The following is a 25,682-nucleotide window of genomic DNA, read 5'->3' as shown; positions in this document are numbered from 1 at the left end:
TACCATTATATAACGTTAGCGGCTAGATGAGTGCGTTAAGTTGAATTTTCAAGAGGCACATTGCGATACCTATTAAGATTATAAGGTATTTGGCCGATTCATTTTTGACTAAAAATCCCAACGTGCTACATTAAGCTGACCACCGCTCTCCACTATCGCTATGAAAAGAATAAATAAGGAACAATCATGCAAGCCGTTTTTTTAGACAAAGGCACTTTCTCTGAAGGCATCGATTTACCCGCGCCCGCTGGCGTGAGTGACTACATCACTTATAACGACACGCCTGCAGATAACAATGTCATCATTGAGCGTTGTAAAGATGCCGACATCATCATTACCAATAAAGTTCAAATTGGCGCAGACATCATCGCAAACTTGCCCAAACTCAAGCTGATTCAATTGACGGCTACGGGTATGAATAACGTCGATCAAGATGCTTGCGATAAACACAACGTTGCACTTTATAATGTCGCAGGTTACGCGGTCAAAAGTGTGCCAGAGCATACTTTTATGCTGATGTTGACCGCTATGCGCGCGGGTATTCATTATCATCAAAAAGTCGCTGATGGCACGTGGCTGGCAAACGGTAATTTTTGTCTACTCGATATCCCGCTGATCGATCTGGAAGGCAAGACACTGGGGGTTATTGGCGTCGGCACCATTGGTAAGCGCGTCACTGAAATCGCCCGTGCCTTTGGTATGACCGTACTATGGGCCGAGCATCAAGGGTGCGAGCCGCGCAGTGATGACTATACCGCGTTTGAAGAAGTCCTTGCTCGTGCTGATGTTATCAGTCTGCACTGCCCATTAAACGAACAAACCCAGCACCTTATTAACGAAGACACGTTGGCAAAAATGACCAAACACCCCCTCATTGTGAATGTGGCGCGTGGCGGCATCGTCGACAGTCAGGCTTTAACGGATGCGATCAATAATGAACAAATCATCGGCTATGCCAGCGATGTGTTCGAACAAGAACCGATCACGAATGACGATCCTTTATTAACCCTTGCCGATCATCCGCGCGTTATATTCAGCCCGCATAACGCTTGGGGCAGTAAAAGCGCCCAAGAAACTTTATGGCAAATACTAAGCAAGCAAGTAGCCGACTTTATTGACAGTCAGTCATAACAACTCATGACCTAAGCACTAGCGACTAAAATGTAGCCAGTCGTCTTTTATTTTGCGGTATTTAAGCATCACGCGGTCGCTTAGATAATTGTTGGTCACGTACCAGGGATAGCGATCGCCTTGCTTGGGCAGCGTGTCTTTTGCGCGCTGAACATACCCTGCTGATAGAGCACCCATGACCGTATCCGGTTGAATGTGCGCTTGGGCACGGTCAGTTTTTGCTTGCGGCAGTGCTACTTGATACCGATGCTGATGCATGTAGCCCAGCAAGCGCACGACATACTGACACGCCAAGTCAATTTTTAGCGTCCATGAGGCGTTGGTATAGCCAAATAGCGCTACCATATTTGGTACACCTTCAATCATGACGGCCTTGTAGGTCATGCGAGTGCCAATGTCCACCGCCTGACCATCGATATAGACGGTAGCACCGCCGAGCATTTGTAATTGCAGCCCAGTGGCTGTCACAATGATATCGGCATCCAGATGTTTGCCAGATTTGAGCATGATACCTGTCTTCGTAAACTGGTCAATCTCATCAGTCACCATTTGGGCACGTGGGCCATGTAAGGCTTTGAATAGATCACTGTCTGGCACCGCACAAAGCCTTTCATCCCAAGGATTATAATCGGGCACAAAATGCGCCACATCCACATTACTGCCCTTTAGCTCTTTTTTAACACCCTGTTTTAACAACGCTTTCATCACCTTCGGCGCAAAGATGGCGGCGCGATAAATACCTTGTTGCATCAGCACATTACGTGCGCGCAATACCGTATAAGCTTGCTCCTTTGATAAAGGGGAAAACTTACCAGACAGCCAGTCGAGCGCATAATCATCACCGGCGACACTGGCCACATACGTGGGCGAGCGTTGCAACAGGGTGACATGGCGTGCACATTGTTCCCCTGCCTCATCCACCAAAGCTGGCAATAGCGTCATCGCGGTGGCACCGCTACCGATGATCACAACTTTTTTGTCTTGATAGTTGAGGTTTTGCCAATGTTGCGGATGGACAATACGACCTTGAAACACCGCTTCTTGATCAAAATACGGTCGATACCCTTGCTCATAATCATAATAGCCAGTTGCACCCACCACGAATTTGGCGGTTAGCGTAAACACTTCACCACTACGATGATTTTTAACCATCGCTGTCCATTGCTGATGACTACTTGACCAAGACAGCTGCTGCACTTCATGCTGATAACGAATGTGCTCAGTAACAGCAAACTCGCGCGCCGTATCAGCAACATAACGCTTAATATCAGCGCCTTTTGCCAACATCCGATGATCTAACCACGGGCGAAAGCTATAGCCAAAAGTCAACGCGTCAGAGTCAGAGCGAATCCCCGGATAAGTAAATAAATCCCACGTCCCTCCCAAATCTGCTCGTTTTTCTAATATCACAAATCGTTGAGTGCTGTTATGCTGATGCTGCTTCGGTTTTTTCTGACCAAACCGTCCTTTGTGCTTTTGTTGTTGTAAACGGCAGGCCATACCAATGCCTGCAATACCAGCGCCGATAATAAGCACCTCATAATCGACTGGCGGATGTGATAAAGACTTTTTAGATTTGAAGCGATTTTTAACAGCCTGTTTGGCCGCAGTCATATCAAGCATAATCTCATCCCTGTAGTTGCATGATTTTTTTACACCATAAGCTTAGTCACAATAAACGATTAACATACCATAACGTGTGTGTCCTCGCCTCTCACACAAGCTACCCCAACACAGACGAATCTAAAAAACGACCGCGCTAAAAAGGACTCGGGCTTTCCCAGTCCATCCATGCGCCAAGCGTGGGATGCTTGAGGCGCAATTGCTGGGCATGTAGATTGAGCCTTGGGGCAATGTCTAACGCCGCGCCTTCAGCATAAATAGGGTCACCAATCATCACATGACCGACATGTACCATGTGGACGCGTAGCTGATGGCTACGTCCCGTCACAGGCTTTAACATGACCCGAGTGACGGGCTGACCACCGCACTCCTCATGAGCCACAACTTCGTACAAAGTTAACGCATGCTTTGACCAGTCATGATCGACGATATGGCGCGGTTTTGTGCTAGGCTCATAGCGTACTGGCACTGATATCTCGCCAGTAGCCCCCACACTCCCCCACTGACCAAAGACCCGCGCTTGATACTTTTTTTGTGGTAACCGCTCGATAAACTGTTTACTGATATGGGTTTGTGCCGCTGCATTTTTGGCAAAAATGAGCAGCCCTGAGGTATCCATATCAAGGCGATGAATCAACTTAACCGCTGGATTGGCACGCTCAAGACGAGCAAGCAGACTCACTTTTAACGTTTTACCATCGACACTTAACAACCCTGCTGGCTTGTCAACTACCCAGATGTCATCGTCTTCATAAACCGTGATGTCTTGCGCAAACGCTTGAAAAAATTCAGGCGGATAGGCGTTTTCTTGTGCGTTAAGGGTTTCGACTTCTTCATCAGTAAAAGGCATAAAATGGGCTACTTATATTATTAATAGACTTCAATTGAAAGCCATCGGTATTCATGGACTAAAATTTAAAACAACTTGTGAACTAAAAATTGGGGCAATACTGACTTGGTAGGCAAGTATGACCGCAGATAAAGCAAGTGACAGATAAAACACAACCTGTGTCGTTATGTTCGATTTATTGTGCTAAACGTAATTGTTAAACAATTTAACCAGCCTGCCTCTGCCAAGTGTGAGCAAACATGTTAATATAATGGCACATTTTTACCACTTCTAAACGATTCTTTGGCCACTCATCACGCTATTATAGAACCAATATATCAGTTGATGAATGACGATAGAAACAATAAAACAAGAGAGATAAAATTATGTCAGACCTTATTGTAAACACCACCGATGCAAACTTTGACCAAGATGTGTTGGAGTCAGATGTGCCAGTACTGGTAGACTTTTGGGCAACTTGGTGTGGTCCTTGTAAAGCGATCGCCCCTATTTTAGAAGATCTAGCCACTGAGTACCAAGGCAAAGTTAAAATTGTTAAAGTCGACGTGGATAATAACCCACAGGCAGCAAGCCGTTTTGGTATCCGTAACATCCCAACGCTATTTGTGTTCAAAGACGGCGAAAAAGTTGACTCAGTCATGGGTCTACAGCCAAAAGCTGAATTGGCAAAAGTACTAGACAAGCATCTGTAAGTGAAGCGTCGCTTGTCTTAGCCAGTCTAATACGAGCGCTCTGTATATACTATAGAATCATCAAGAAAGCTATTATCTCCCCCAGATAGTGGCTTTTTTGCTTATTTTTTATGCAAAAAGCGTCATTTTACGACTTTTTTGGCAAAATTTATTGACAACGTCATTACGAAAACCGTATAGTCTGCTGACAAGAGAAAACTAACGGTTTTCCTAAGTGTCTTATCGCTATTCTCCTCGTGTTTATCAACAAAAACACAATCGTCGTTATAAATACCATTGCTAAACGAAATGACTAAACACAATGACTGATATTGAGTTTTTGTCGCAGACTCTTATGTAGCCTTCTTTATCCTTATTTCTTATTACCTTGCATCACATGATTGCCATGCGTACATAAGCTGACCCGTAACACCCAAACTACATAAGCCCTAGCTCTGTGCACGCACCCTCTATCACCATACTATCGCTGTTTTAATCACTGTCGTGACTTGTGCTGCTAATGGCATCTCTCATCTGATCAATTGCTAATGACCTACCTATGAATCTAACTGAATTAAAGAAAAAATCAATCGCTGAGCTATTGGCCATCGCCAAAGAAATGGGACTTGATAATATGGCGCGTAGCCGTAAACAAGACATTATCTTTGCCATCCTAAAAACCCATGCCCGTAACGGTGAAGCCATTTATGGTGACGGTGTGCTTGAGGTTCTTCCGGATGGTTTTGGCTTTTTGCGCTCGTCAGAGGGCTCTTATTTGGCCGGCCCTGACGACATTTACGTCAGCCCTAGTCAAATTCGTCGCTTTAGCCTCAAGACTGGTGACAGTATCGCTGGTACGATTCGCCCGCCAAAGGATTCTGAGCGTTATTTTGCGCTACTAAAAGTCGGTGAAATCAACTTTGACACGCCAGATCGTTCACGTCATAAGCTGATCTTTGAGAATTTAACACCGCTATTCCCCACTGAACAGCTAAAGCTGGAACTTGGTAATGGCACCACTGAAGACTTGACGGGACGTATCATTGACCTCATCGCCCCGATTGGTAAAGGTCAGCGTTCAATCATCGTGGCACCGCCAAAAGCCGGTAAAACGATGCTGCTACAGTCAATCGCTCAGTCAATCACCCGCAATAATCCTGAATGCTATCTTATCGTCCTATTGATTGATGAGCGTCCAGAAGAAGTCACCGAAATGGAACGTACCGTCCGCGGTGAAGTGGTTGCCTCTACCTTTGATGAGCCGCCGCAGCGTCACGTACAAGTCGCTGAGATGGTCATCGAAAAAGCCAAGCGTTTGGTCGAGCACAAGCAAGACGTCGTCATTCTACTTGACTCTATTACTCGTCTTGCCCGAGCGTATAACACCGTTATCCCTTCATCGGGCAAAGTGTTGACTGGTGGTCTAGATGCTAATGCGCTAGAGCGTCCAAAACGCTTCTTCGGTGCGGCTCGTAACGTTGAGGAAGGCGGCAGCTTGACCATCATTGCCAGTGCCCTTATCGATACTGGGAGTAAGATGGACAGCGTTATCTTTGAAGAATTCAAAGGAACGGGTAACCAAGAGATTACCCTTGAGCGCGACTTGGCAGAAAAGCGCGTCTTCCCGGCGATTAACATCAAAAAATCTGGTACACGCCGCGAAGAGCGTCTGCTCGATGAAGATAAACTGCGTAAAGTTTGGATCTTGCGTAAATTGCTGCAGCCGATGGATGGGGTACAAGCAACAGAATTTTTATTGGATCGCCTCAAAGAAGCGAAGACCAATGATGAGTTCTTTGAACAGATGAAGCGCAAATCACAGAATTAATCCGCTGTTCCAAGCCTCGTCCAACACTTTTTCGGTTGGCTCAGCAGAGACTTACCGTCATTAATGAAGACCGCCTTTGTGCGGTCTTTTTCTTTTTACAAGCGGTAAAAAGATGGGTAGTAGAAACTATTAGCGGCTGATCAATACAACAGCTCTCGGCCAAGCCCTCGCAACGATACAGTGGAGAAACATAGTTTACAGGGTGTTTGCAAACTTTAGCGCTTTTACTACGCCTAGTAGCTGTGAGACAGGTTAGTATAGGTGCCAGTATAGATGTACTTTGCTATCAATCTTGATAGTAGTAGGAGTTCTGAGATATTTGCCGTCCTTACTGTAATCCTTTTACTGCACACTTCAATGATTCTTGCGGTAGCACAATCGATTATTCTAAGCTCATTGCCCAGATGTTTTAATTTAGCATGACGCATTAAAATGAGTGGCAACGGAAATATCGTTTTTTAATTTTGATAACCTAACAGGTGATACTATGAAATTTGCTAAAACTATCGCAATGACTGCTCTTACTAGCTCGGCTCTTATTATGGGCGGTTGCTCAACTGGTGGATACAATAGTGGTTTGAGTAATACAGCCAAAGGCGCGGCGGCTGGCGCGGCGGCCGGTGCTCTAATCAGAAGTGGTGGCGACAGTAAAGATATCGCTCGTGGCGCCCTTGGTGGGGCAGCCGTTGGTGGTGCAGGTGCGTATATTCTTGATAACAGCAGATAATCGCTGTATCATTACTTAAGAGACTTAAGAATCACGCCACTCTATTGTAAGGCAGTCTCGTTAAACCAGACGCCTTAGCACATAAAAAAGCCTGCAATCGACGTTGCAGGCTTTTTTGGGCATGTTTATTAATTTTTATAAAGCGCCACTATTTTATAAAGCGCCACTAAAAGTATCACAGGACTGTACGTTGCCACTCTCCAGTCCACGGGTAAACCACTGAATACGCTGCTGACTGGTACCATGAGTGAAGTTATCAGGTACTACCGCCCCACCACTGGCTCGTGCTAAGCGATCATCACCGATTTGGCCGGCGGCATTGATGGCTTCATCGATATCACCCGCTTCCAAAAACTGTACACGCTCTTGATTACGCTGCGCCCAAACCCCCGCAAAACAATCCGCCTGTAGCTCTTGTAATACTGACAGCTTATTGGCTTCTGCCCGCGTGACTTGGCGACTAGCCTCACCAACTTGCTGGGTAATGCCAAGCAGTGTCTGTACATGATGACCGACTTCATGGGCGATGACATAAGCCTGAGCAAAATCACCAGCCTTGCCTTGGTTGTCTTGACCACCAGAGCCTTGCTGGTCACCTGCAATTCCAAGATTTTGACGCATCTCTACAAAGAACGACGTATCCAAATAAACCGTCTGATCCCCTGGACAATAAAACGGACCTGTTGCCGCGCTGGCACTACCACAGGCTGAACTGACTTGACCATTAAACAATATCAAAGAAGGCTCTTTATAAGTGCTCCCCGCTTCACTAAATATCTGATGCCAGACCTCTTCTGTATCCGCTAACACCACTTTTACAAACTGCGTATCTCGGTCGGTACTGGTCGCAGGTTCGGTAGAGGTACCGCCCCCTCCCGTTACTACTTGACCCGTTTGCAAAGCGGTCATTGGGTTTACGCCAAACACCAACCACAAAATACCCGCAATAATAATACCGCCGATACCTCCACCGATCAGCTTTCCGCCCCCCTTGCTTGTCCGTACGTTAGAACTGCCTCGTCTGCCCTGCCATTTCATATTGTTGTTCCTCAACCATACGATATATACCGCTATTCGTATTGATAGTTATTATTGATAGTTTTGCCGTTATACAGTTTTTAGTTTAATCCTCGCTCTTATAGCTTAGTTTACTGTGTCAAATTCCTACCTTTTAATGTGTCAGCGAGTGGCTAAACTCTTTGCCTCCTACTAACAAAAACACACGTCTCGCTTACCAATTCTAACTATATAATCCGCACAATGACTGAGAAAATAGAGAGAAATCAAGACAGCGAAAAACTCTGCTAACGGCTTGATGTCATTGATTATACGATGATTAATTCGAATGTTTGTATGAGAAATTATATTAAGTAAACAAAGTAAAAAATTATTTTTCACTTTTATTGTTACTTAATTGTACAACCTATTTCTATTTAGATAGAAAGCGTATAGAATGCGTGGAAGCTGAGTAGCTGTGACTAAGATTAGTTGAACTCTGAGGAATCTCGGATTTCAACCTTTTTCGCTGCTACTGCTCATTTCATTTTTCCGGAGAAAACCTTATGAAACTTAAATTACTTGCTTTAGCTGGTATCATGACTGCAACTATGGGCCTAACTGCCTGTGACAGCAACAAAGAAAACGCTGCTGAAGATTTAGCTGATGCGCAAGAAGAAGTACAAGACGCTTCAGAAGAGCTAAACGAAGCTGCTGCTGAAGGCGAAGTTACTGCTGAAGCGGAAACTGGAGTTGCTGATGCTGAAGCGGCGGTTGCTGAAGCAGAAGCTGACATCGACGCTACTGCAACTGACCTAACAGATCCTACAGTGGCAGAACCTGTAGTTGCTGATCCAGCTGTTGACGCTGCTGACGAAGTTGTAGTTGTTGAAGAAGCTCAGTAATTTTTATTGCATAAGCGATAAATAGACTGTAGTAAAAAAGAGAGCGTGTGCTCTCTTTTTTTATGCCTATTATTTTATAGGCCTTAATAAATATGACTCATATTTCATTTTCGTTGCCGCCTCTAAGTAGTTAGTGTAAGCCACCAACCATTTGATGCCTTACAAGGCGATAGCGTCAATAGTTAAATTATCAACAAAGTAACTGCGCCAGTTTACATTAAGCATCAAACAGACGCTCATCGACTTTTTGACGGAATTTTTGTCCCGTTTTAAAGGTCACCACACGGCGTGCAGATACTGCAACAGGCTCTCCTGTTTTAGGATTACGACCTGGACGGCTATTTTTATCTTTCAGTTCGAAGTTGCCAAAGCCTGAAAGCTTGACCTCTTTGCCATCAATCAAACTCTCTGACAATTCATCAAAAAAACTCTCCACCAAACAGCGGCCTTCTTGGCGTGTGAGGTTAAGATGACTCATCAAATGCTCAATCATGTCAGATTTGGTTAAGGTGCTCACAGTACGACTCCTATGCTATGTCGTGATGTCAAATATCATGGTTTAGCGGTATGAGGGTAGCTATTATAAAGGTTTTTTGCCTTCTTTTTCACAAAGATTGCATTAAAGTCCTTTATTAATAACCACTTAGCACGCCCTATCAATAACAGTTTTTACAAATAGCAATGCTCTATAGCCTCAAAAATGAAAAGACTATAGAGCATCACGTGTTAACGATAACAAATTTTAGCTGTCACGCAGCTGCACTGCGTGTTGGTTAACCAGCGCTTGCACCACCTTATCAGTGGCCGTTTTTACTGCTTCGTCAGACAAGGTTTGCGTACTGTCTTGCCACACTAGTGCAAAAGCTAATGAACGCTGTCCTGCTGGTACGTTGTCACCTTGATAAACATCGAACAACCAAAGATCGGTCAATAGATTACCGGCAGCAGTACGTATCGTTGACGCTAGCGTTTGTACGCTAGTATCGCTATCTACTAAGATGGCAATGTCGCGACGTACTTGTGGGAATTTACTAGGCGTGGTGATCGCATGCTGCTCACGGGCGAGAGTCAGCAACGGCGCAAGTGACAATTGAGCCACCCATGTCGTAGGCAAATCCAACTGTTTGGCCGTGCTTGGATGCAACTGACCTAGCCAACCAACGTATACGTCGTCGATATATAATTTAGCGCTTTGGCCGGGGTGCAAGAAGGCAAGCCCACTACGCTCATAGCGAATACGGGCGCTATCGATTTGCGCTGGTAGCAGTTGCTCAATATCGTGTTTTAAGTCATAAAAATCTAGCGCACGATTTTGATAAGCTTGCTCATCCCATACGTCACCCACTGCCACCAAAGCAATACTTGGTGTTTGGACCAAGTCGCTCACGCTCTGACCGACGAAGCTAAGGCCTGTCTCAAAAAAACGGACACGTGGCTGCTGACGGTTTAGATTGTACTGTACACATGGCAATAAGCTAGAGAGCAAAGTACGGCGCATCACCGCCAAATCACTAGAGATTGGGTTGGCCAATGCCAAAACCTCACCCAATGCTTCATCATCGAGCAAGGCTTCTAGTTTTGCATCGCTAAAGCTAAAGCTAATCGCTTCCATATAGCCGTTGTCGACCAGCGCAAGCTTCATCTCATGAGTCAAGTCTGCGGTATCGTCATAATCCATACTCACTTGCAAATGCGGCAAGACACTTGGAATATTGTCATAGCCATAGATACGGGCAATCTCTTCGATCAAGTCCTCGAGGATACTCATATCAAAGCGATAAGATGGCGGCTTACAAACCAGCGCGTCGCTCTGTTGCTCTACGTCAAAACCCAGCTGGGTTAAGATACGCACCATCTCTGATGGATCAATCTCAATACCAATAACGTCACGGACTTTAGCGATTGGCAACGTGATGGGCGCGCACACTGGCAGATATTTAGAGTGCTCAACTGTCACGATCTGTCCAGCTTGACCCGCCGTGATGCTAGTGATTAAATCACAAGCTCGTGCGAGCGCAATCTCTGGTAGCTCAAAATCCACCCCACGCTCAAAGCGCTGTGATGCATCAGTATGAAGACCAAAGCGGCGTGCGCGCGCAGCGATCGCTAACGGGTTAAAAAAAGCACTTTCTAAGACGATGTTGGTCGTGCTGTCGGTGACACTACTACGCTGACCGCCCATGATACCAGCAAGTGCTAACGCCCCTTTGTCATCAGCAATCACTAATTCATCACCCGTTAAGGTAATGGTTTGCTCATTGAGCAACGTCAGGCTTTCTTCAGGCTGTGCCAAACGCACCACGATATCGCCGACGATGGTATCGGCATCAAACGCATGTAGCGGCTGCCCCAACTCCATCAACACATAGTTGGTCACATCGACTAAGAAGTTATGCGAACGTAATCCGGATTGCACCAGCGCGTCTTGCACCCATTTTGGTGTGTCGATACTACGATCGATATTGCTAATAGATTGCAACAAATAACGTGGACACGCTTCTATTGCACTGACGGTTGCGGCGGGCGTAGGAGTATCGGCATCGTTATCAGTAACTCCCACATTGGCAGGGATCTCTGGCATTTGCATCGGTAAATTGTTAATGACCGATATCTCGCGGGCAATACCGCGTACGCTAAAGCAATCGCCACGGTTTGGGGTGATTGAGATATCCAATATCTGATTGTCTAAGCCTAGGTAGTCGCGGATATCTGTACCAATCGGTGCGTCATCTGGCAACTCAAGTAAGCCATCTATCGCATCGACCAAATCAATCTCGGATGCGCCGCAGAGCATACCGTTTGAGGCCACACCGCGCAGCTTGCTCTTCTTAATTTTAAACCCTTTTTTATCGTCGCTTGGCAATACGGCCCCAACGGTAGCCACTGGTGCTTTCATACCAACAGTAACGTTGGGTGCGCCGCAGACAATTTGTACGGGCTCAGCGTCACCGATATTCACCTGTGTGACGCGTAGCTTATCCGCATCTGGATGCTGCTCGATGCTGATGACTTCACCGACGACCACGCCACTGAATGCACGGGCAACCGCATAGCGATCATCAATCTCTAGTCCTGCCATGGTCAGCTGTTCGGCCAATTGCTCACTGGTATTATCGGGATTTACCCATTGACGTAGCCACTGTTCGCTAATTTTCATAAATATCTCGAATCAAATTTTTGGAGTAAAGGTAGACGTATTAACAACGAAACTCTAGCCAAATTGCTTTAAGAAGCGTACGTCGTTTTGGAAAAACAAACGCAAGTCATCGATGCCGTAATACAGCATCGCAAAGCGCTCAATACCCATGCCAAAAGCAAAACCTGTGTATTTGTCGCTATCGATACCGCAGTTGGTCAGCACTTGTGGATGCACCATGCCGCAGCCCATCACTTCAAGCCATTTGCCATTATCGTCGAGGATGTCTACTTCAGCAGAAGGCTCTGTAAATGGGAAAAATGAAGGACGGAAACGTACGGTCAGCTCTTTGGCAAAAAACGCCTCTAAAAACTCGCTAATCAACCCTTTTAGCTCAGCAAAAGTACTCGACTCTGTGACCATGAGCCCTTCTAGTTGATGAAACATCGGTGAATGGGTTTGGTCTGAATCATTGCGATACACACGGCCGGGGCAAATAATACGAATCGGCGGCTCATTCTTTTCCATGGTACGAATCTGCACCGGACTGGTATGCGTACGCAGTAAATAATGCGCATCAAAATAAAAAGTATCGTGCATCGCGCGGGCTGGATGGTGCGACGGAATGTTTAGCGCCTCAAAGTTGTAATAATCGCTCTCAACTTCAGGGCCAGTTGCCACGTTGAAGCCTGCTTGAACAAAGTACTGCTGCATACGCTGGGTAATCATGGTGACTGGATGCAAGTGACCCTTTTGCCCACCGCGAGCAGGTAACGTAATATCAATACTCTCGGCTTCTAACTTGGCATTGAGCGCGGCGACCTCCAGCTGCTGCTGCTGATCGGTCAGTGCTTGCTGAATGCGGCTACGCACCTGATGTAACCAGCCACCGTAGGTCTTTTTATCGTCAGCATCGAGCTTACCCATCTGCTTTGACCAGCCCGTTAATGGGCTTTTCTTACCAGTCAATTGCACTCGTAAGTCTTGTAGGGTACGCGCATCGGTTACTTGTAGAATTAAAGCTTCAGCGGCACTCGCAAACTCGATAAGCTGAGCTTCATTAAGCTCATTGAGCTCTGAGGACAAGGTCGGTAGCGCCGACAAGTCGTTGGTGGCAGCAGGGGTAGTCATAAGACGCATTATTCCTGATTTAAACGGGCTGTTAATTGTAGGGATTTGACCAAATATTGCAAACCATTTACCCAGTCATTTTAGTACAAAGACAGATGATATGAATGGCTTGAATATTTAGACGGTGATGAGCGTGTTTTGACATCAATAAAGTCCAACATCGCATACGCTTAAAATAATTTAATATAAAAAAAGCCACCGACCAGCGGTAGCTTTTATTAATATCGTACTATTAATCAATATTAGTCCTATCCGTTTAGATACTTGCTTAAGTAAGCCTGATACCTAAAGGATGGGTAATATTTAGGCCAATTCCGCTTTTGCTTTTTCGACCAATGCTGTGAAAGTCGCTGCATCATGCATAGCGATGTCTGCTAGAACGCGACGATCGATGGCGATGTTAGCTTTTTTCATGCCATTGATAAAGCGGCTATAGCTTAAGCCGTTTAAGCGTGCACCAGCATTGATACGTGCGATCCAAAGACGACGGAAAGTACGTTTTTTGTTGCGACGGTCACGATACGCATATTGACCAGCTTTGGTCACTGCTTGTACCGCTACGCGGTAAACACGTGAACGGGCACCGTAGTAGCCTTTTGCGCGCTTTAAGATTTTTTTGTGACGGCGATTTGCCTGTACACCACGTTTTACACGGGCCATAATTTACTCCAAGATTTCTTTAATCATTATTAAACGAATCACGATGTCATTGAATAATAGACATCGTTGTCAGATTGCAAAGTCAGATATCTTTAATCAAATAATTTTTAATTAAACACAAGTGACAATAGGCTATTAGATGTATGGGCACATACGACGAACTGCTGCTTCGTCAGACTTGTCCACCATCTTAAGACCGCGCAACTGGCGAATACGCTTAGCTGATTTCTTGGTCAAAATATGGCTTTTGAATGCTTGCTTACGCTTAAAGCCGTTCGCTGTTTTTTTGAAGCGTTTAGCGGCACCGCTTCTGGTTTTCATCTTAACTTTCATGATGATTTGCCTCTTTTTCTGTGTTAGAACCTGGTCGTCAAATAGTAATAATGCATAATCGTCATATAATATAAACAACAACTATCTCTCTATTTGCCTCGAGGTGGGAGGCGCTATTTTAGCAGATAGCACGTTGTTTTGCCAAGTAAAGTTTTGGCTCTCTTCTAGTCGCCCATAAAGACAAACAACCTGTATGAGCTGAGTGACGATCTGCTCATACAGCATCCTAATAAAACGACGAATTTTTTTCTAAATAGATTGAATGTCAGTTGCAGCTGTGCTTTAGTAACACTAAGCTTTGGTATAATCTAAGCACGGATAAAGCAACGCTATTGACCACTTTTATTGACTCTACATCCTATGGTCATAATCATTATGACGCAGCCCACCTATCCCATGATAAGCAGAGCTCATCACCTGCAATCAGTCTAGGAGATAACGTGTCAAAACATGAGTTAAACTTTGATAATGATCTATTCGTCTTCGAGACGGTAATGCGTGTGCGTCATACCGAAATCGATACTGGGCAATATATGACGCTTGAATCCCTGACCGCTTTATTATCTGAGGCACGCTTAAGATTTTTATATTCTAAAGGTATTAAAGAGGTCAACGCGGACTATCAAGGCTTAGTGGTTGATGAGTTACAGCTACATATCATGAGCCGTGTACGGGTGCGTGAAGAGCTATTGTTTGAGGTGGGCGTTGAGCCACTGTATGATAAAGGCGGCAACTTGATGACAAGAGTCACCCGTATGTACACGGGTGAAACGGTGGCAAAAGCACGGCAGCATTTTGTCAATTATGACTTTCGCCTCAATAAGACAACTCCGCTTGATCACACGATCAAAGAAGCATTGTATCCGCATCTGTTTAAGCATTAAAATGACGCTATACATCAGGCGCACGTACAATAACAGTGTGTCAGCTTAAACAGCAACTGACTCAAACGTTGCCCTTATACCGATAACAGTCTGACTCAAATCATTCAGACCATCCATAGAATGGTCAATGGCTAACCCCTTACCCTTTTTTTACTTTTTCACTATAAGATGATAGACATATTATGACTTTACCTGCTTGGCTGACCGCCATAAATTTTAATGCTGATGGTTTAATTCCGGCAATTGCTCAAGATCACAAGTCAGGTCGTATTTTGATGATGGCTTGGATGAATAGCGACGCACTGCAATTGACTGCGCAAACACAAACCGCGGTTTATTTTTCGCGCTCGCGTGCCAAATTGTGGCACAAAGGAGAGTCGTCAGGTCACACTCAGACAGTACACGATATTCGCTTGGACTGTGACGCCGATGTGATTGTGCTTAGTGTCACCCAAGCGGGCGGCATTGCTTGCCACACTGGGCGCGAGTCTTGTTTTTACCAGCGTTTAGATTTGTCTGGCCAAACACCAGAATGGCAGACGGTTGATAAAGTCCTAAAAGACCCTGCTGATATTTATCAAGCCCATGAGTCTACCAGTGCCAATTCTCAAACCAAAAACACTCGCGCACATGCCGGCCCTGATACGGACCGAGCACGCGTTGATAAAAGCTCGGTGTTACAACAACTGGATCAGGTATTAGTAGAGCGAAAACAAGCCGATGCTGACAGCTCTTATGTGGCCAGCTTGTACGCTAAAGGATTGAATAAGATATTAGAAAAAGTTGGTGAAGAGAGTACGGAGAGTATCATCGCTGCCAAAGATTTTGCCAATTGTGATGAAAATAGAGACAAAGCGCAGTACGATGCGGCCCGTCATGAGCTCATTTATGAAGTGGCGGATGTCTGGTTTCATACCTTGGTTGGACTGGCGTGGTTCGATATAGAGTCAGATGCCGTATTAACCGAGCTGGGTCGGCGCTTTGGTCTTTCAGGAATCGAGGAAAAAGCCGCGCGTTAACTTGTAAAATGACAAAATAAGCGCCTAATCTATTTGATTGTGGTTGCTTTCACCTTTTTGTCATAAGGGCAGGTTATAATATAGCTCTGTTTCACTTCAAACTATATATTGATGCTTTTTGTTTTATTTTCACGCTTTTATAAACTCAAAGCACGCATATAAAGACTGAAAACCAAGTCATAAGGATACCATTATGGGTAGTTTTTCTATTACGCATTGGCTGATACTGTTGGTTGTGGTGGTTGTCGTATTTGGCACCTCAAAACTCAGGAATGCTGGCAAAGATTTGGGCGGTGCGGTCAAAGGCTTTAAAGAAGCGGTCAAAGACGAAGAGAGCGATCATGCCAAAAAGCATGTTGTCCTCGACCACGAGGGCAATGCACGTACAACAGAACATCCAGCAAACAAAAAGGTGAATGATAGCGATATCCATTCTGCGCCTGCTGATGACAAGCACAATGTATAACGCTTACAGCCTCTAGCCTGCTTCATTTAAAATAGTGACATTCAGCCGTTATGTTTGATATTGGGTTTTCTGAATTACTCCTCTTTGGCGTTATCGCCCTCATTGTCTTGGGCCCAGAAAAACTGCCCCAGGCAGCGCGTACCGCTGGGCAATGGTATGCCAAGATTCGTCGCACGGTCTCCACCCTACAGTCTGAAATAGAGGCGGAGCTGGACTTAGCTGAGACACGGCAACAAATGCAAAAAGAGCTGGCTAAAATTCGCCAAACTGAAGCAGAGATGAGGCGAGAGATGGCTGAGATGCGGGGCAATATAAAAGAGTTTGAAAGCTCGCAAAGCCATTCGATAAAGACCACCCATACCACCGTCACGAATAAAGAGCACGCAGCAGTCGGTCCAGAACCAAAGCACAATCTCAACGATGATGGTGTAGGCGCGGCCAACCGTAGCAATGCTCTGCCAGTTGCTCAACCCATGATCACCAGACCATGGGAAAACATGTGGTTTCGCCTAGGTGCTTATGACAAGGCGCGTCGTCTGCCTATGCCGCCATACTTACCGAACTATAAGGCCGATACGTTATTAAACGCTCATTTGGACAAGCCCTTAAAGCCACAGGCTTCTGTAAATCAGCAGGAAACCAAATAATGGGATTGTTCAAACGCAAAAAAAGCCGCCAAGAAAAAATCACTGATTCAGGCGTGGCTCACCCAGATATTCCAGACGTTAAAGCAACGGCAAAGGCTGACCATGACAAGGAGTCTGACGAGGTTTTAAATTCGTTGGCTGATATGCCTATTACTGAGCATCTGATTGAACTGCGTAGACACCTCATCAAAATATGTGTGGCGGTACTGGTGATATTTTTGGGTTTAGCAGGGTTTTCACGCGAGCTGTATAATTTTTTGTCAGATCCGTTAGTCGCCCAGTTGCCTGCCAACTCGACGATGATTGCGACAGACATCACCTCCAACTTTATGGCACCGATACGACTGACCGTTTTTGTTGCCGCGTTTTTGGCGATGCCCTATATTCTCTACCAAATCTGGTCATTTGTCGCGCCTGGCTTGTATAAAAAAGAAAAGAAAATCGCTATACCAGTGCTTCTGTCTTCTATCTTTTTATTCTATGCTGGCGTGGCTTTCTCTTATTTTATCGTGCTAAAAGGCGTGTTGAAATTCTTTATCATGTTTGCCCCGCAAAACGTCCTACCGATGACGGATATCGATAGTTATCTAAACTTTGCCTTAAAATTATTTATGGTGTTTGGGTTAACGTTTGAGATTCCAGTGGTGACCTTGCTATTGATATTGGCTGGCATTGTCTCCATTCAGAGCCTAGAAGATAAACGTCGTTATATTATTGTTGGTTGTTTTGCCGTGGCGGCCGTCGTCACGCCGCCTGATGGCGTATCAATGTTGATGCTAGCGATTCCAATGTGGTTATTGTTTGAGCTTGGATTGTTTTTGGCTAAAATTTTAATCAAAGATGAGCCTAGCCCTGCTCTTGCCTCAATAGATAAAGAATAAAAGACTTAATGTCCTTACGTGGTTTGATATAAATCTATTCAATAGAAAAGAATAATGTTTTAATTTACCATTATTTTGTTTTTCTCTTATCCCATGAATGAGCTCAGTGCTTATTATCACGATTGAGCATCACTATCGTCTATCAGCCATTGTTTATGCAGTGGCTTTTTTTGCCGTCGTTGTTTTTAATCCCTTTTCGTATTTTAGGTAGCTTTATTATGTCCGCATCTATGCCAGCTTATATGAGCGATCCCACTGACGAGCAGCTGAGTGCGCTGAATATGGCAATGGATCACAAGTCATTTAAAGTGGTCGCTTATGCGGGCGCCGGTAAGACGACGACACTAAAACTGATCGGTGAGCGTCTACGTGGACGCGGTTTGTACTTGGCTTTTAACAAAGCCATTGCCAATGATGCTCGCTCCAAGTTTCCGCCCCATGTAGAGTGTCGCACTTTTCACTCGCTGGCCTATCGACATGTCGCTCGCGATATTACCGCCAAGCTGTCGTTGCCACGCTTTTCTCCCAAACGTCTCGGTGATGATTTGGGATTGCAACCTGTGCAAGTACGTCGGCAAATGGATGGGGTGAATAAATACATTACCCTGACGCCAGCTCGTCTATCGCGATTCGTCAGCGATGCTGTGAGCAATTTTTGTAGTACGCATGCCAGCTATCCTGCACCCAGACACATACTGTTTCCAAGCTGGCTCGATGCGTCAGATGCAGAGCAGCTACGTGAGATGCTCTACCCTGCCGTTGAGCAGCGCTGGCTACAGTCGATCGATGCCCGTCATCCTGCCGGTATCGGACATGACATTTATCTCAAGCTTTGGGCGTTGTCTAAGCCCAGCATTCCAGCGGACTTTATCTTATTTGATGAAGCGCAAGATGCTGATCCCTTGATGATGGGGATTTTGACTCAGCAGCCACGGCAAGTGATTTATGTGGGTGACGCACATCAGCAGATTTACGAATGGCGCGGTGCGGTCAATGCCATGAAAAAACTGCCCCTGCCGCAAACCTTATTGACCCAGTCGTTTCGCTTTGGTGAGCCGATTGCAGAAGTGGCCAATACTCTATTAAAAGCCTTGCAAGAAGACGTACCGCTAAAAGGCAACCCCAATAAACAATCCTCTACCGACAAAGGAATGGTACATAGTAAAAAAGATGCCATTTTGTGCCGTACCAATGCCGCAGCCATGGCGCAGCTATTGACGGGTCTTAAACTTGGCCATCGGGTGGCGCTACAAGCCGATACCGATCGCATGCTCAAATTCTGTCAGGCGGCAGAAAATTTAAAAAACGGCAAATCCGCTTACGGCGTACCCGAGCTGGCGTATTTTTATAATTGGGGTGATGTACAAGAGTACGCCGAAACCTCTGAGGGCAGCGATCTAAAAACCCTAGTCAAATTGGTCGACGATCATGGCACCAATGTGCTCAGCCAAGCGGTCAACAGCCTAACCAGTATCGAAAATGCTGACTATGTCATCTCCACGGCCCATAAAGCCAAAGGGCTTGAATGGGGAAAAGTACAATTGGATGATGACTTTTATTATGATGTCACCACCAATGCTGTCAAAATAAGCCCAGAAGAATTGCGCTTGCTTTATGTCGCCTGTACGCGCGCGCAGAGTAATCTAGACATTCATAGTATCAAAGACTTGATATCAGGATTGCAGACGGGCAAAAAAGTGATTTTCGGCAACACTTAACCCTTCTTAGTATTATCGATCAACCTAAAACCTTGATCTATTTATAACGACTTCTTAGCAGTGAATAACCAGCATGAACCATAATCAGCAGCTTCAAGCACGACAAAACACCATACACCAGTTATTTGCTGACCCTGTGCGCCTCCTTGCACCCATGGAGGGTTTGACCGATCCTTTGATGCGGCAAATCTTAACGCAAATTGCCGCCGACTTGGGTCGTCCTTATGATTGGTCAGTCAGTGAGTTTATTCGAGTCACTCAGCATCTCTTGCCTGCTCACGTATTTTATAAATACGTCCCTGAGCTGCACCATGGCGCCAAGACAGCATCAGGCACGCCCATTCACGTACAGCTACTCGGTAGCGAAGCACAGCTCATGGCAGAAAATGCGGCTTATGCTTGTGAGCTTGGCGCACCAGCCATTGATATCAACTTTGGTTGTCCTGCTAAAACCGTCAATAGTCATCGTGGCGGCTCAGTGCTGCTTGATGAACCAGAAGTGATGTACGACATTATTAGCGCCGTGCGTCACGCCGTCCCTACCGATGTTCCTGTGTCTGCGAAGATTCGCTTGGGCTATACCGACACCACTCGCATGGATGATATTCGCGCAGCCATTGCTTCTAGCGGCGCTGATTGGCTGACCATTCATGCCCGCACAAAAACCCAAGGCTATAAGCCGCCTGCCTATTGGGACAAAATCCAAAATTTTAATGCGCTTAGCATTCCAGTAATTGCCAATGGCGAGATATGGACAGCAGAGCAAGCAAAGGATTGTATGACTCAAGCAGCAACCCCCCACCTAATGTTAGGTCGCGGCGCAGTCACTCGTCCCGATTTGATTGCACAAGTCGATAGTGACCGTCATAAAAATTCAGAAAATACGACGATACTATTGTGGCAAGATCTGATCGCTCATCAGATTAAATTCTTAGAGGGCGCGGCTAAAAATGATGTGGTTTTAGTGGGTCGCTATAAGCAGTGGCTGGGTATGCTGACCAAAGGTTATCGTGAGGCGCAAACCCTGTGGGAAGGTATCAAACGAGAAAAAAACAAAGCAGCAATTATTAGCGCACTGTACACCAGTGTAGGCGAATAATTCACTGCTTTTATATTAAAAAGAGGGTGTTTATCACTATCTGTCGTTAAACACTGACTCGAATCGCTAAGTAAAATAACATCAAACAACAAGCAATCGATAACACCCACAGGATGGAGCGAAATGTCGCCAAATTGGTGATGTACGCCGCGCAATAGCCAATACGAATCAACACATACAGCCACGCCAATGTATTGATAATCAGCTGCGGCACAAAGAACAATATGGCCACCAGTACTGCTGCCAAAAATACCGGCAAGGTTTCATAGCTGTTTTGCTGTGCTGCATTAGCACGTGCTGCTGCACCCGTCGTACGCTGCAGAAAATCACGCGGATGCGCATTATCAGTCAGACTAAAGCCACCAATGATTTTTGCTGTTAATGCCATTAAAAGCGGCAGCAGGCTTGCTACCACCATGGCCCATATTGCAGACGCAGCGGTATCAGGGACCAATCCAAAGAGTGCATTCATTATTTTCTTTGCCCCTACCCTGCGCTAATTTCAAAATCATGAGTGATATTCACGCCGCCTTGTGCCAACATCCGGCTGGCCGAGCAGTATTTTTCTGCTGATAGATTCACAGCCTTTTCAACTTGTTTGTCTTTAATGTTTTGACCCGTCACAACAAAATGCATATGAATGTCAGTGTATACCGCTGGTACTGTTTCAGCACGCTTGGCGGTCAACTCACAACGTACATCTTGTACCTCTTGGCGAGATTTCTGCAGAATCGATACCACATCATAACTCGCACAACCGCCAAGCCCTAACAAAATAAGCTCCATCGGGCTTGCCCCTTTCTCCTTATCGGCATCGATTTGTACCTCATGCCCTGACGGTGAGACGCCCATAAATGCTTTATTTTCTTGCCACGTAACGCTTGCTTTTGATTCTGACATCTTAGATTTCCCTTAGTTGCTTTTTAATTGGCTTCTTTTTAATTGGTTTTTTTACTTAAAAAACTGATTATCGAGGTAGGCTATTATGATTTTACCCCATCGTTTATTGGGTTAGTGTAGCATAAGCCCAAACCAGATTTTAGAAAGACATCACTTAACTAAAAGCCTCTTCATTTATCCCTTTACTGAGCGGCTGGCAATGAATCAGCCGTCAACCATAAAAATGTCTATGACGTAGACCAAAAAAAGCCCAATTATAAACCATTGATTTTAAACGGTTAAACTCGTGAAACATTTTATAGCAAAATACTGTTACACATTTTGCTTGTTTCTTGGTTTAATAACGGTAATGAATCTTATTTTTGCCTGATAGCGATAACAATCACCCTATAATAATTATGCTTGCTGTCATGGTATCAGGTCGAAATAAGCGGTATTTTAAACAAATTAAAAAGGTTTAGTCATGATAGATGCAGACGGCTTTCGCGCCAACGTCGGCATCATCTTGGCAAATACACAAGGGCAAGTTCTGTGGGCAAAACGTATTGGTCACAACGCTTGGCAATTCCCGCAAGGTGGTATCGACCGCGGGGAGACGCCGATGGATGCGATGTATCGCGAGCTCTGGGAAGAGGTCGGCCTGCATCCACGTCATGTAGAATTATTGGCAGTGACGCAAGATTGGTTGCGTTATCGACTGCCAAAACGCTATGTGCGGCATGGACAGTACCCTTTATGTATTGGGCAAAAACAAAAATGGTTTTTGCTCCGCTTAGATGAGCCAAATACTCAACATATTCGCTTTGATGAAGGAAAGCCAGAATTTGATCATTGGCAATGGGTCAGCTACTGGTATCCACTTGGACAAGTGATTCACTTTAAACGAGGAGTCTATCGCCGTGCTTTGCAAGAGCTGGTACGCGAGCTTCCCCTAAAACAAGAGCTGATCATTCCTGAACAAGACAATCATTTGTTGGTGTAAAGATCGCTCGGTTGATAACACAGCAATACTCGGTTAATAACACAATAGTAGATACCCACGATAATCGCTAGAGATTTTAGCCATTATCGTGGGTATTTTTTATGGGCAAGTTTTATCATCGTTTTGCATCATGATGACACTCTCTACTGGTAATCCCCGCAGTAACGGTGGCGTCTTTTTTCCTGTCTTTGTGCAACGTTAAAATACTTTGGGTACGCGTCCCATAAGTTGGGGTCTTCTGATCCTTACTGCCAAAAGTAACAGGCTCGATATAAACAGAAGACAGTATCTGCTCAATCTCAACAGCTACGCCAGTATTAGGCAGTTTGTCCGCTGGCGCTTGTGTGTTGTCTGATAACACATTGAAGGCCGCCTGTTGCCAGTGCCCAGGTGAGCTGTTCTCTGCAATCAACGGCAACACTTCTTGCCGTAACCGTGCTCGTAAACGCTCGGTTTTAAACCAGCTTTCTTCTGGTTGGCCGTTGGAGAGAACGTGCAGTCCGCTATATAGTGGCGTGGGTGCATGGCCGCGATTATTGACGATGACCGCTTGGGCGGCGTCACCAACGATAAGATTGAAGCCCGCATAGTCTTGTAAGCTCAACTGCCGCGCAAACGCCATTGGACTTATATTGCTGGTCAAAAAACGCGTTACCAGCTCACCGCGCGAACGTTCGTTCGAACCTGCCTGTACGCCATCACGAAAATTCAATACAGCAGCCCAGCGTCCGTTCTGTTGATGAAAATCTGCACCTTGCTCTTGGTGAATCCCCAACCAAGTGCCACCGCTTTGGCTGTCACGCCCAGCATAGATTGGCTGGTCGGGCCACTGATGCAACCTTTCAGTTGGACGCTGTAAAAACTCATCGCGGTTTGACAGTAGTACCAATGGCAGCTCATCAAACAACTGCCAAGCAATGGCGACAATACACATAACACTCCTTTTGTAGAATCATTCAACGTGTAGACACGTAGACACTCTGACACGAGTAATAAACCTCGTTTTAGATTTTATTTACTCATAAATCCCGACTGATTAAGCGCCACTCAATAACTTGTGAGTAGAATTATTGACTTAAAAAAGCCTTTCTTTATCACTCATCTCTAAAAAACAAAAACCACGATGGATTAACGTAAACGGACTGTGACGTAAAATTAAAAACCTATAACCGCACAGAATCACGCATGCCTTAACGATATCACCGTAGCCGTTTTGGCGATTTTTAGCAATAAATGTCTTTATATCTGTAATTCAGCCCTTCTATCTTGCTGCACCAACCTTTTTTATTCTCCCCTTTATGGTGCAACTTATGCACAGCCATGCACTAAATTAAGGAAAATAGCCGATAATATTTGATTATTGCTCAACTATTACTCGATTAGGGGACTTTTTGACTTGGCATGGAACTTGAACTCTTAATTAGTGTTCAGGAGCAGTATTTATCTTTGTGTTTATTTAGGAGATGTCCATGTTTTCGTTACCCATGCTAGCCAATCCTCAATTTATTAACGCTCATTTCCACGGCAAAATGAAATCACACTTTTCGCTATTAGCCATTGCCGTCGTTGGTAGCTTGAGTCTCGCTGGCTGTCAAAAGCCTGCTGAGACTGCGACAACAGAGACAACGACAGAAACCACAACCGTCCCTGTGGCTGACGGCGACACAATCAAAGTAGGCATCTTACACTCGCTGTCTGGCACCATGGCCATCTCTGAAACCTCTTTAAAAGACACTGCGCTAATGACCATTGATGAGATCAATGCCAATGGCGGCGTACTTGGTAAACAACTAGAACCTGTGGTCGTTGACCCTGCCTCTGATTGGCCCTTATTTGCTGAAAAAGCCCGTCAGCTATTAACACAAGACAAAGTCGATGTGATTTTTGGCGGTTGGACATCAGTATCACGCAAGTCCGTACTGCCAGTGGTTGAGGAGTTGAATGGCTTGATGTTTTATCCCGTACAGTATGAGGGTCAAGAGCAATCAGAAAACATTTTTTATACTGGGGCTGCGCCAAACCAGCAAGCCATCCCAGCGGTAGAGTACTTAATGAGTGAGGAAGGCGGCGGTGCCGAGCGTTTTGTATTGCTGGGTACTGATTATGTTTACCCGCGTACCACCAACCAGATTTTAAAGGCGTTTTTAAAGTCAAAAGGCGTGGCTGAGGCCGACATCATGGAAGAGTACACACCATTTGGCTTCAGTAACTATCAAACCATCGTATCCAACATTAAAAAATTCTCAACGGGCAAGAAGACAGCGGTAATCTCTACCATCAATGGCGACTCAAACGTGCCGTTTTATCGTGAACTTGCCAACCAAGGGATCAAAGCCTCCGATATCCCAGTCATGGCGTTCTCTGTGGGCGAAGAAGAGCTGCGCGGCATTGATACCAGCTTACTACAAGGGCATTTGGCGGCGTGGAACTACTTTATGTCGATCAAAAACCCAACCAATAGCGACTTCACCAAACGCTATAAACAATATGCCATAGACCATAACCTACCGAATGCTGACAAAGTGGTGACCAATGACCCGATGGAAGCCACCTATGTCGGTATCAACATGTGGAAACAAGCGGTTGAAGACGCTGGTACTACCGATGTTGATAAAGTGCGCATCAGCATGGCTGGGCAAACATTTGACGCCCCGTCAGGATACACATTGAAAATGGATGAGGAAAACCATCATTTGTGGAAGCCTGTCATGATTGGTCAAATACGGGCGGATGGTCAGTTTGACACCATTTTTAAAACGCCAGAGGTCATCCGAGCGCAGCCATGGAGTGAGTATATCCCCAAATAAATTGTGCTGACAAGCACATGGGCGAGAAACGCACAGGTAGACATCACATTAGTAACCGTCCTCTTGCCGACTCTCCACATTTATTTTCAACCATTTACAGACCTTCAAACCTTAACCATATCTTTACTATTTGATACGCCACGTAGTAAAGGCTGAGGGTTTGTTGTCTGTGAAAAACAGGGAGCCACACATGCAGCGCCATACTTTACGTGCTACCACAGGATACCCCGCGCCCGTCGCCACACCCTATCGGCGCGCCTCCATTAATAACACCAGCATCAATGAAAA

25 protein-coding genes are annotated in these 25,682 nt (G+C 45.4%); 14 read left to right on the top strand and 11 right to left on the bottom strand.

The genetic code is table 11. The features are described 5' to 3' along the window. Positions 1-186: 186 nt before the first annotated feature. Complete coding sequence (locus tag B2P60_RS03280) at positions 187-1,131, top strand: D-2-hydroxyacid dehydrogenase (protein ID WP_286739443.1); 945 nt, start codon at positions 187-189, stop codon at positions 1,129-1,131. 18 nt (positions 1,132-1,149) lie between these two features. Here B2P60_RS03280 and B2P60_RS03275 read toward each other — a convergent pair whose 3' ends face one another. After that, on the bottom strand, positions 1,150-2,754 hold the full coding sequence (locus B2P60_RS03275; RefSeq protein WP_286739442.1) for a flavin-containing monooxygenase: 1,605 nt from the start codon (positions 2,752-2,754) through the stop codon (positions 1,150-1,152). A 136-nt stretch (positions 2,755-2,890) separates the two neighbouring features. After that, the gene (locus B2P60_RS03270; RefSeq protein WP_286739441.1) at positions 2,891-3,604 is read right to left on the bottom strand and encodes an RluA family pseudouridine synthase; all 714 of its coding nucleotides are present in this window, start codon (positions 3,602-3,604) and stop codon (positions 2,891-2,893) included. Positions 3,605-3,969: 365 nt separating this feature from the next. Between B2P60_RS03270 and trxA the strand changes: the two genes are divergently transcribed. The 3 genes from trxA to B2P60_RS03255 all read left to right on the top strand — a co-directional run bounded on the left by trxA (position 3,970) and on the right by B2P60_RS03255 (position 6,830). Next, on the top strand, positions 3,970-4,296 hold the full coding sequence (gene trxA, locus B2P60_RS03265) for a thioredoxin (protein WP_193005531.1): 327 nt from the start codon (positions 3,970-3,972) through the stop codon (positions 4,294-4,296). 538 nt (positions 4,297-4,834) lie between these two features. Next, a complete protein-coding gene (rho, locus tag B2P60_RS03260) occupies positions 4,835-6,103 on the top strand; it encodes a transcription termination factor Rho (protein WP_068403707.1) in 1,269 nt (422 codons plus the stop codon). A gap of 487 nt (positions 6,104-6,590) precedes the next feature. Continuing rightward, a complete protein-coding gene (locus B2P60_RS03255) occupies positions 6,591-6,830 on the top strand; it encodes a hypothetical protein (protein WP_193005532.1) in 240 nt (79 codons plus the stop codon). Between the two features lie 153 nt (positions 6,831-6,983). Here the strand turns inward: B2P60_RS03255 and B2P60_RS03250 are convergent, their stop codons facing one another. Continuing rightward, entirely contained in the window at positions 6,984-7,868 is an 885-nt protein-coding gene (locus B2P60_RS03250) for a KPN_02809 family neutral zinc metallopeptidase (protein WP_286739440.1), read from the bottom strand. Between the two features lie 524 nt (positions 7,869-8,392). On the opposite strand from B2P60_RS03250, the gene B2P60_RS03245 reads away from it, so the two are divergent. Next, positions 8,393-8,731 (top strand): hypothetical protein, encoded by a 339-nt coding sequence (locus B2P60_RS03245; RefSeq protein ID WP_193005534.1) that lies wholly within the window; start codon positions 8,393-8,395, stop codon positions 8,729-8,731. Positions 8,732-8,948: 217 nt separating this feature from the next. Here the strand turns inward: B2P60_RS03245 and B2P60_RS03240 are convergent, their stop codons facing one another. The 5 genes from B2P60_RS03240 to rpmI form a co-directional block, all read right to left on the bottom strand. Next, positions 8,949-9,248: an integration host factor subunit alpha gene (locus B2P60_RS03240; RefSeq protein ID WP_193005535.1), complete on the bottom strand. Its 300-nt coding sequence runs from the start codon at positions 9,246-9,248 to the stop codon at positions 8,949-8,951. A gap of 225 nt (positions 9,249-9,473) precedes the next feature. Next, complete coding sequence (pheT, locus tag B2P60_RS03235; protein WP_286739438.1) at positions 9,474-11,888, bottom strand: phenylalanine--tRNA ligase subunit beta; 2,415 nt, start codon at positions 11,886-11,888, stop codon at positions 9,474-9,476. Between the two features lie 54 nt (positions 11,889-11,942). Beyond that, positions 11,943-12,998, bottom strand: a complete 1,056-nt coding sequence (gene pheS / locus B2P60_RS03230; RefSeq protein ID WP_286739435.1) for a phenylalanine--tRNA ligase subunit alpha — start codon at positions 12,996-12,998, stop codon at positions 11,943-11,945. A 303-nt stretch (positions 12,999-13,301) separates the two neighbouring features. Further along, positions 13,302-13,658, bottom strand: a complete 357-nt coding sequence (gene rplT, locus B2P60_RS03225) for a 50S ribosomal protein L20 (protein ID WP_011281252.1) — start codon at positions 13,656-13,658, stop codon at positions 13,302-13,304. Positions 13,659-13,793: 135 nt separating this feature from the next. Continuing rightward, on the bottom strand, positions 13,794-13,991 hold the full coding sequence (gene rpmI / locus B2P60_RS03220; RefSeq protein WP_011281253.1) for a 50S ribosomal protein L35: 198 nt from the start codon (positions 13,989-13,991) through the stop codon (positions 13,794-13,796). A gap of 440 nt (positions 13,992-14,431) precedes the next feature. Between rpmI and B2P60_RS03215 the strand changes: the two genes are divergently transcribed. The 7 genes from B2P60_RS03215 (at position 14,432) to B2P60_RS03185 (ending at position 20,705) form a co-directional block, all read left to right on the top strand. Then, positions 14,432-14,875, top strand: a complete 444-nt coding sequence (locus tag B2P60_RS03215) for a thioesterase family protein (RefSeq protein WP_230710582.1) — start codon at positions 14,432-14,434, stop codon at positions 14,873-14,875. A gap of 182 nt (positions 14,876-15,057) precedes the next feature. Further along, entirely contained in the window at positions 15,058-15,894 is an 837-nt protein-coding gene (gene hisIE / locus B2P60_RS03210; RefSeq protein ID WP_286739428.1) for a bifunctional phosphoribosyl-AMP cyclohydrolase/phosphoribosyl-ATP diphosphatase HisIE, read from the top strand. 193 nt (positions 15,895-16,087) lie between these two features. Next, positions 16,088-16,360, top strand: coding sequence for a Sec-independent protein translocase subunit TatA (gene tatA, locus B2P60_RS03205; RefSeq protein ID WP_193005540.1), 273 nt, complete (start codon positions 16,088-16,090; stop codon positions 16,358-16,360). Between the two features lie 50 nt (positions 16,361-16,410). Further along, positions 16,411-17,007, top strand: a complete 597-nt coding sequence (gene tatB / locus B2P60_RS03200) for a Sec-independent protein translocase protein TatB (RefSeq protein ID WP_230710586.1) — start codon at positions 16,411-16,413, stop codon at positions 17,005-17,007. 143 nt (positions 17,008-17,150) lie between these two features. Next, positions 17,151-17,888, top strand: a complete 738-nt coding sequence (gene tatC / locus B2P60_RS03195; RefSeq protein ID WP_404815019.1) for a twin-arginine translocase subunit TatC — start codon at positions 17,151-17,153, stop codon at positions 17,886-17,888. Positions 17,889-18,106: 218 nt separating this feature from the next. Beyond that, positions 18,107-19,606: a UvrD-helicase domain-containing protein gene (locus B2P60_RS03190; protein WP_193005543.1), complete on the top strand. Its 1,500-nt coding sequence runs from the start codon at positions 18,107-18,109 to the stop codon at positions 19,604-19,606. Positions 19,607-19,679: 73 nt separating this feature from the next. Beyond that, entirely contained in the window at positions 19,680-20,705 is a 1,026-nt protein-coding gene (locus B2P60_RS03185) for a tRNA dihydrouridine synthase (RefSeq protein WP_286739423.1), read from the top strand. 46 nt (positions 20,706-20,751) lie between these two features. Here B2P60_RS03185 and B2P60_RS03180 read toward each other — a convergent pair whose 3' ends face one another. Together B2P60_RS03180 and B2P60_RS03175 are read right to left on the bottom strand one after the other, a co-directional pair. Beyond that, on the bottom strand, positions 20,752-21,177 hold the full coding sequence (locus tag B2P60_RS03180) for an MAPEG family protein (protein WP_286739419.1): 426 nt from the start codon (positions 21,175-21,177) through the stop codon (positions 20,752-20,754). Between the two features lie 14 nt (positions 21,178-21,191). Beyond that, entirely contained in the window at positions 21,192-21,605 is a 414-nt protein-coding gene (locus B2P60_RS03175; RefSeq protein ID WP_286739416.1) for an OsmC family protein, read from the bottom strand. Between the two features lie 463 nt (positions 21,606-22,068). Between B2P60_RS03175 and B2P60_RS03170 the strand changes: the two genes are divergently transcribed. After that, a complete protein-coding gene (locus B2P60_RS03170) occupies positions 22,069-22,587 on the top strand; it encodes an RNA pyrophosphohydrolase (protein WP_193005547.1) in 519 nt (172 codons plus the stop codon). 115 nt (positions 22,588-22,702) lie between these two features. On the opposite strand, the gene B2P60_RS03165 is transcribed toward B2P60_RS03170, so the two are convergent. After that, positions 22,703-23,521, bottom strand: a complete 819-nt coding sequence (locus B2P60_RS03165) for an NRDE family protein (protein ID WP_286739412.1) — start codon at positions 23,519-23,521, stop codon at positions 22,703-22,705. Positions 23,522-24,116: 595 nt separating this feature from the next. Here B2P60_RS03165 and urtA point away from each other — a divergent pair. Next, positions 24,117-25,394 carry an urea ABC transporter substrate-binding protein gene (gene urtA / locus B2P60_RS03160; RefSeq protein WP_286739456.1) on the top strand — a complete coding sequence of 426 codons (1,278 nt, stop codon included), beginning with the start codon at positions 24,117-24,119 and terminating at the stop codon, positions 25,392-25,394. Positions 25,395-25,682: the final 288 nt, after the last annotated feature.

The organism is Psychrobacter sp. UBA3068 (assembly GCF_002366815.1).
Taxonomy (GTDB): domain Bacteria; phylum Pseudomonadota; class Gammaproteobacteria; order Pseudomonadales; family Moraxellaceae; genus Psychrobacter; species Psychrobacter namhaensis.
This window is presented reverse-complemented; position numbering and strand designations above follow the sequence as displayed.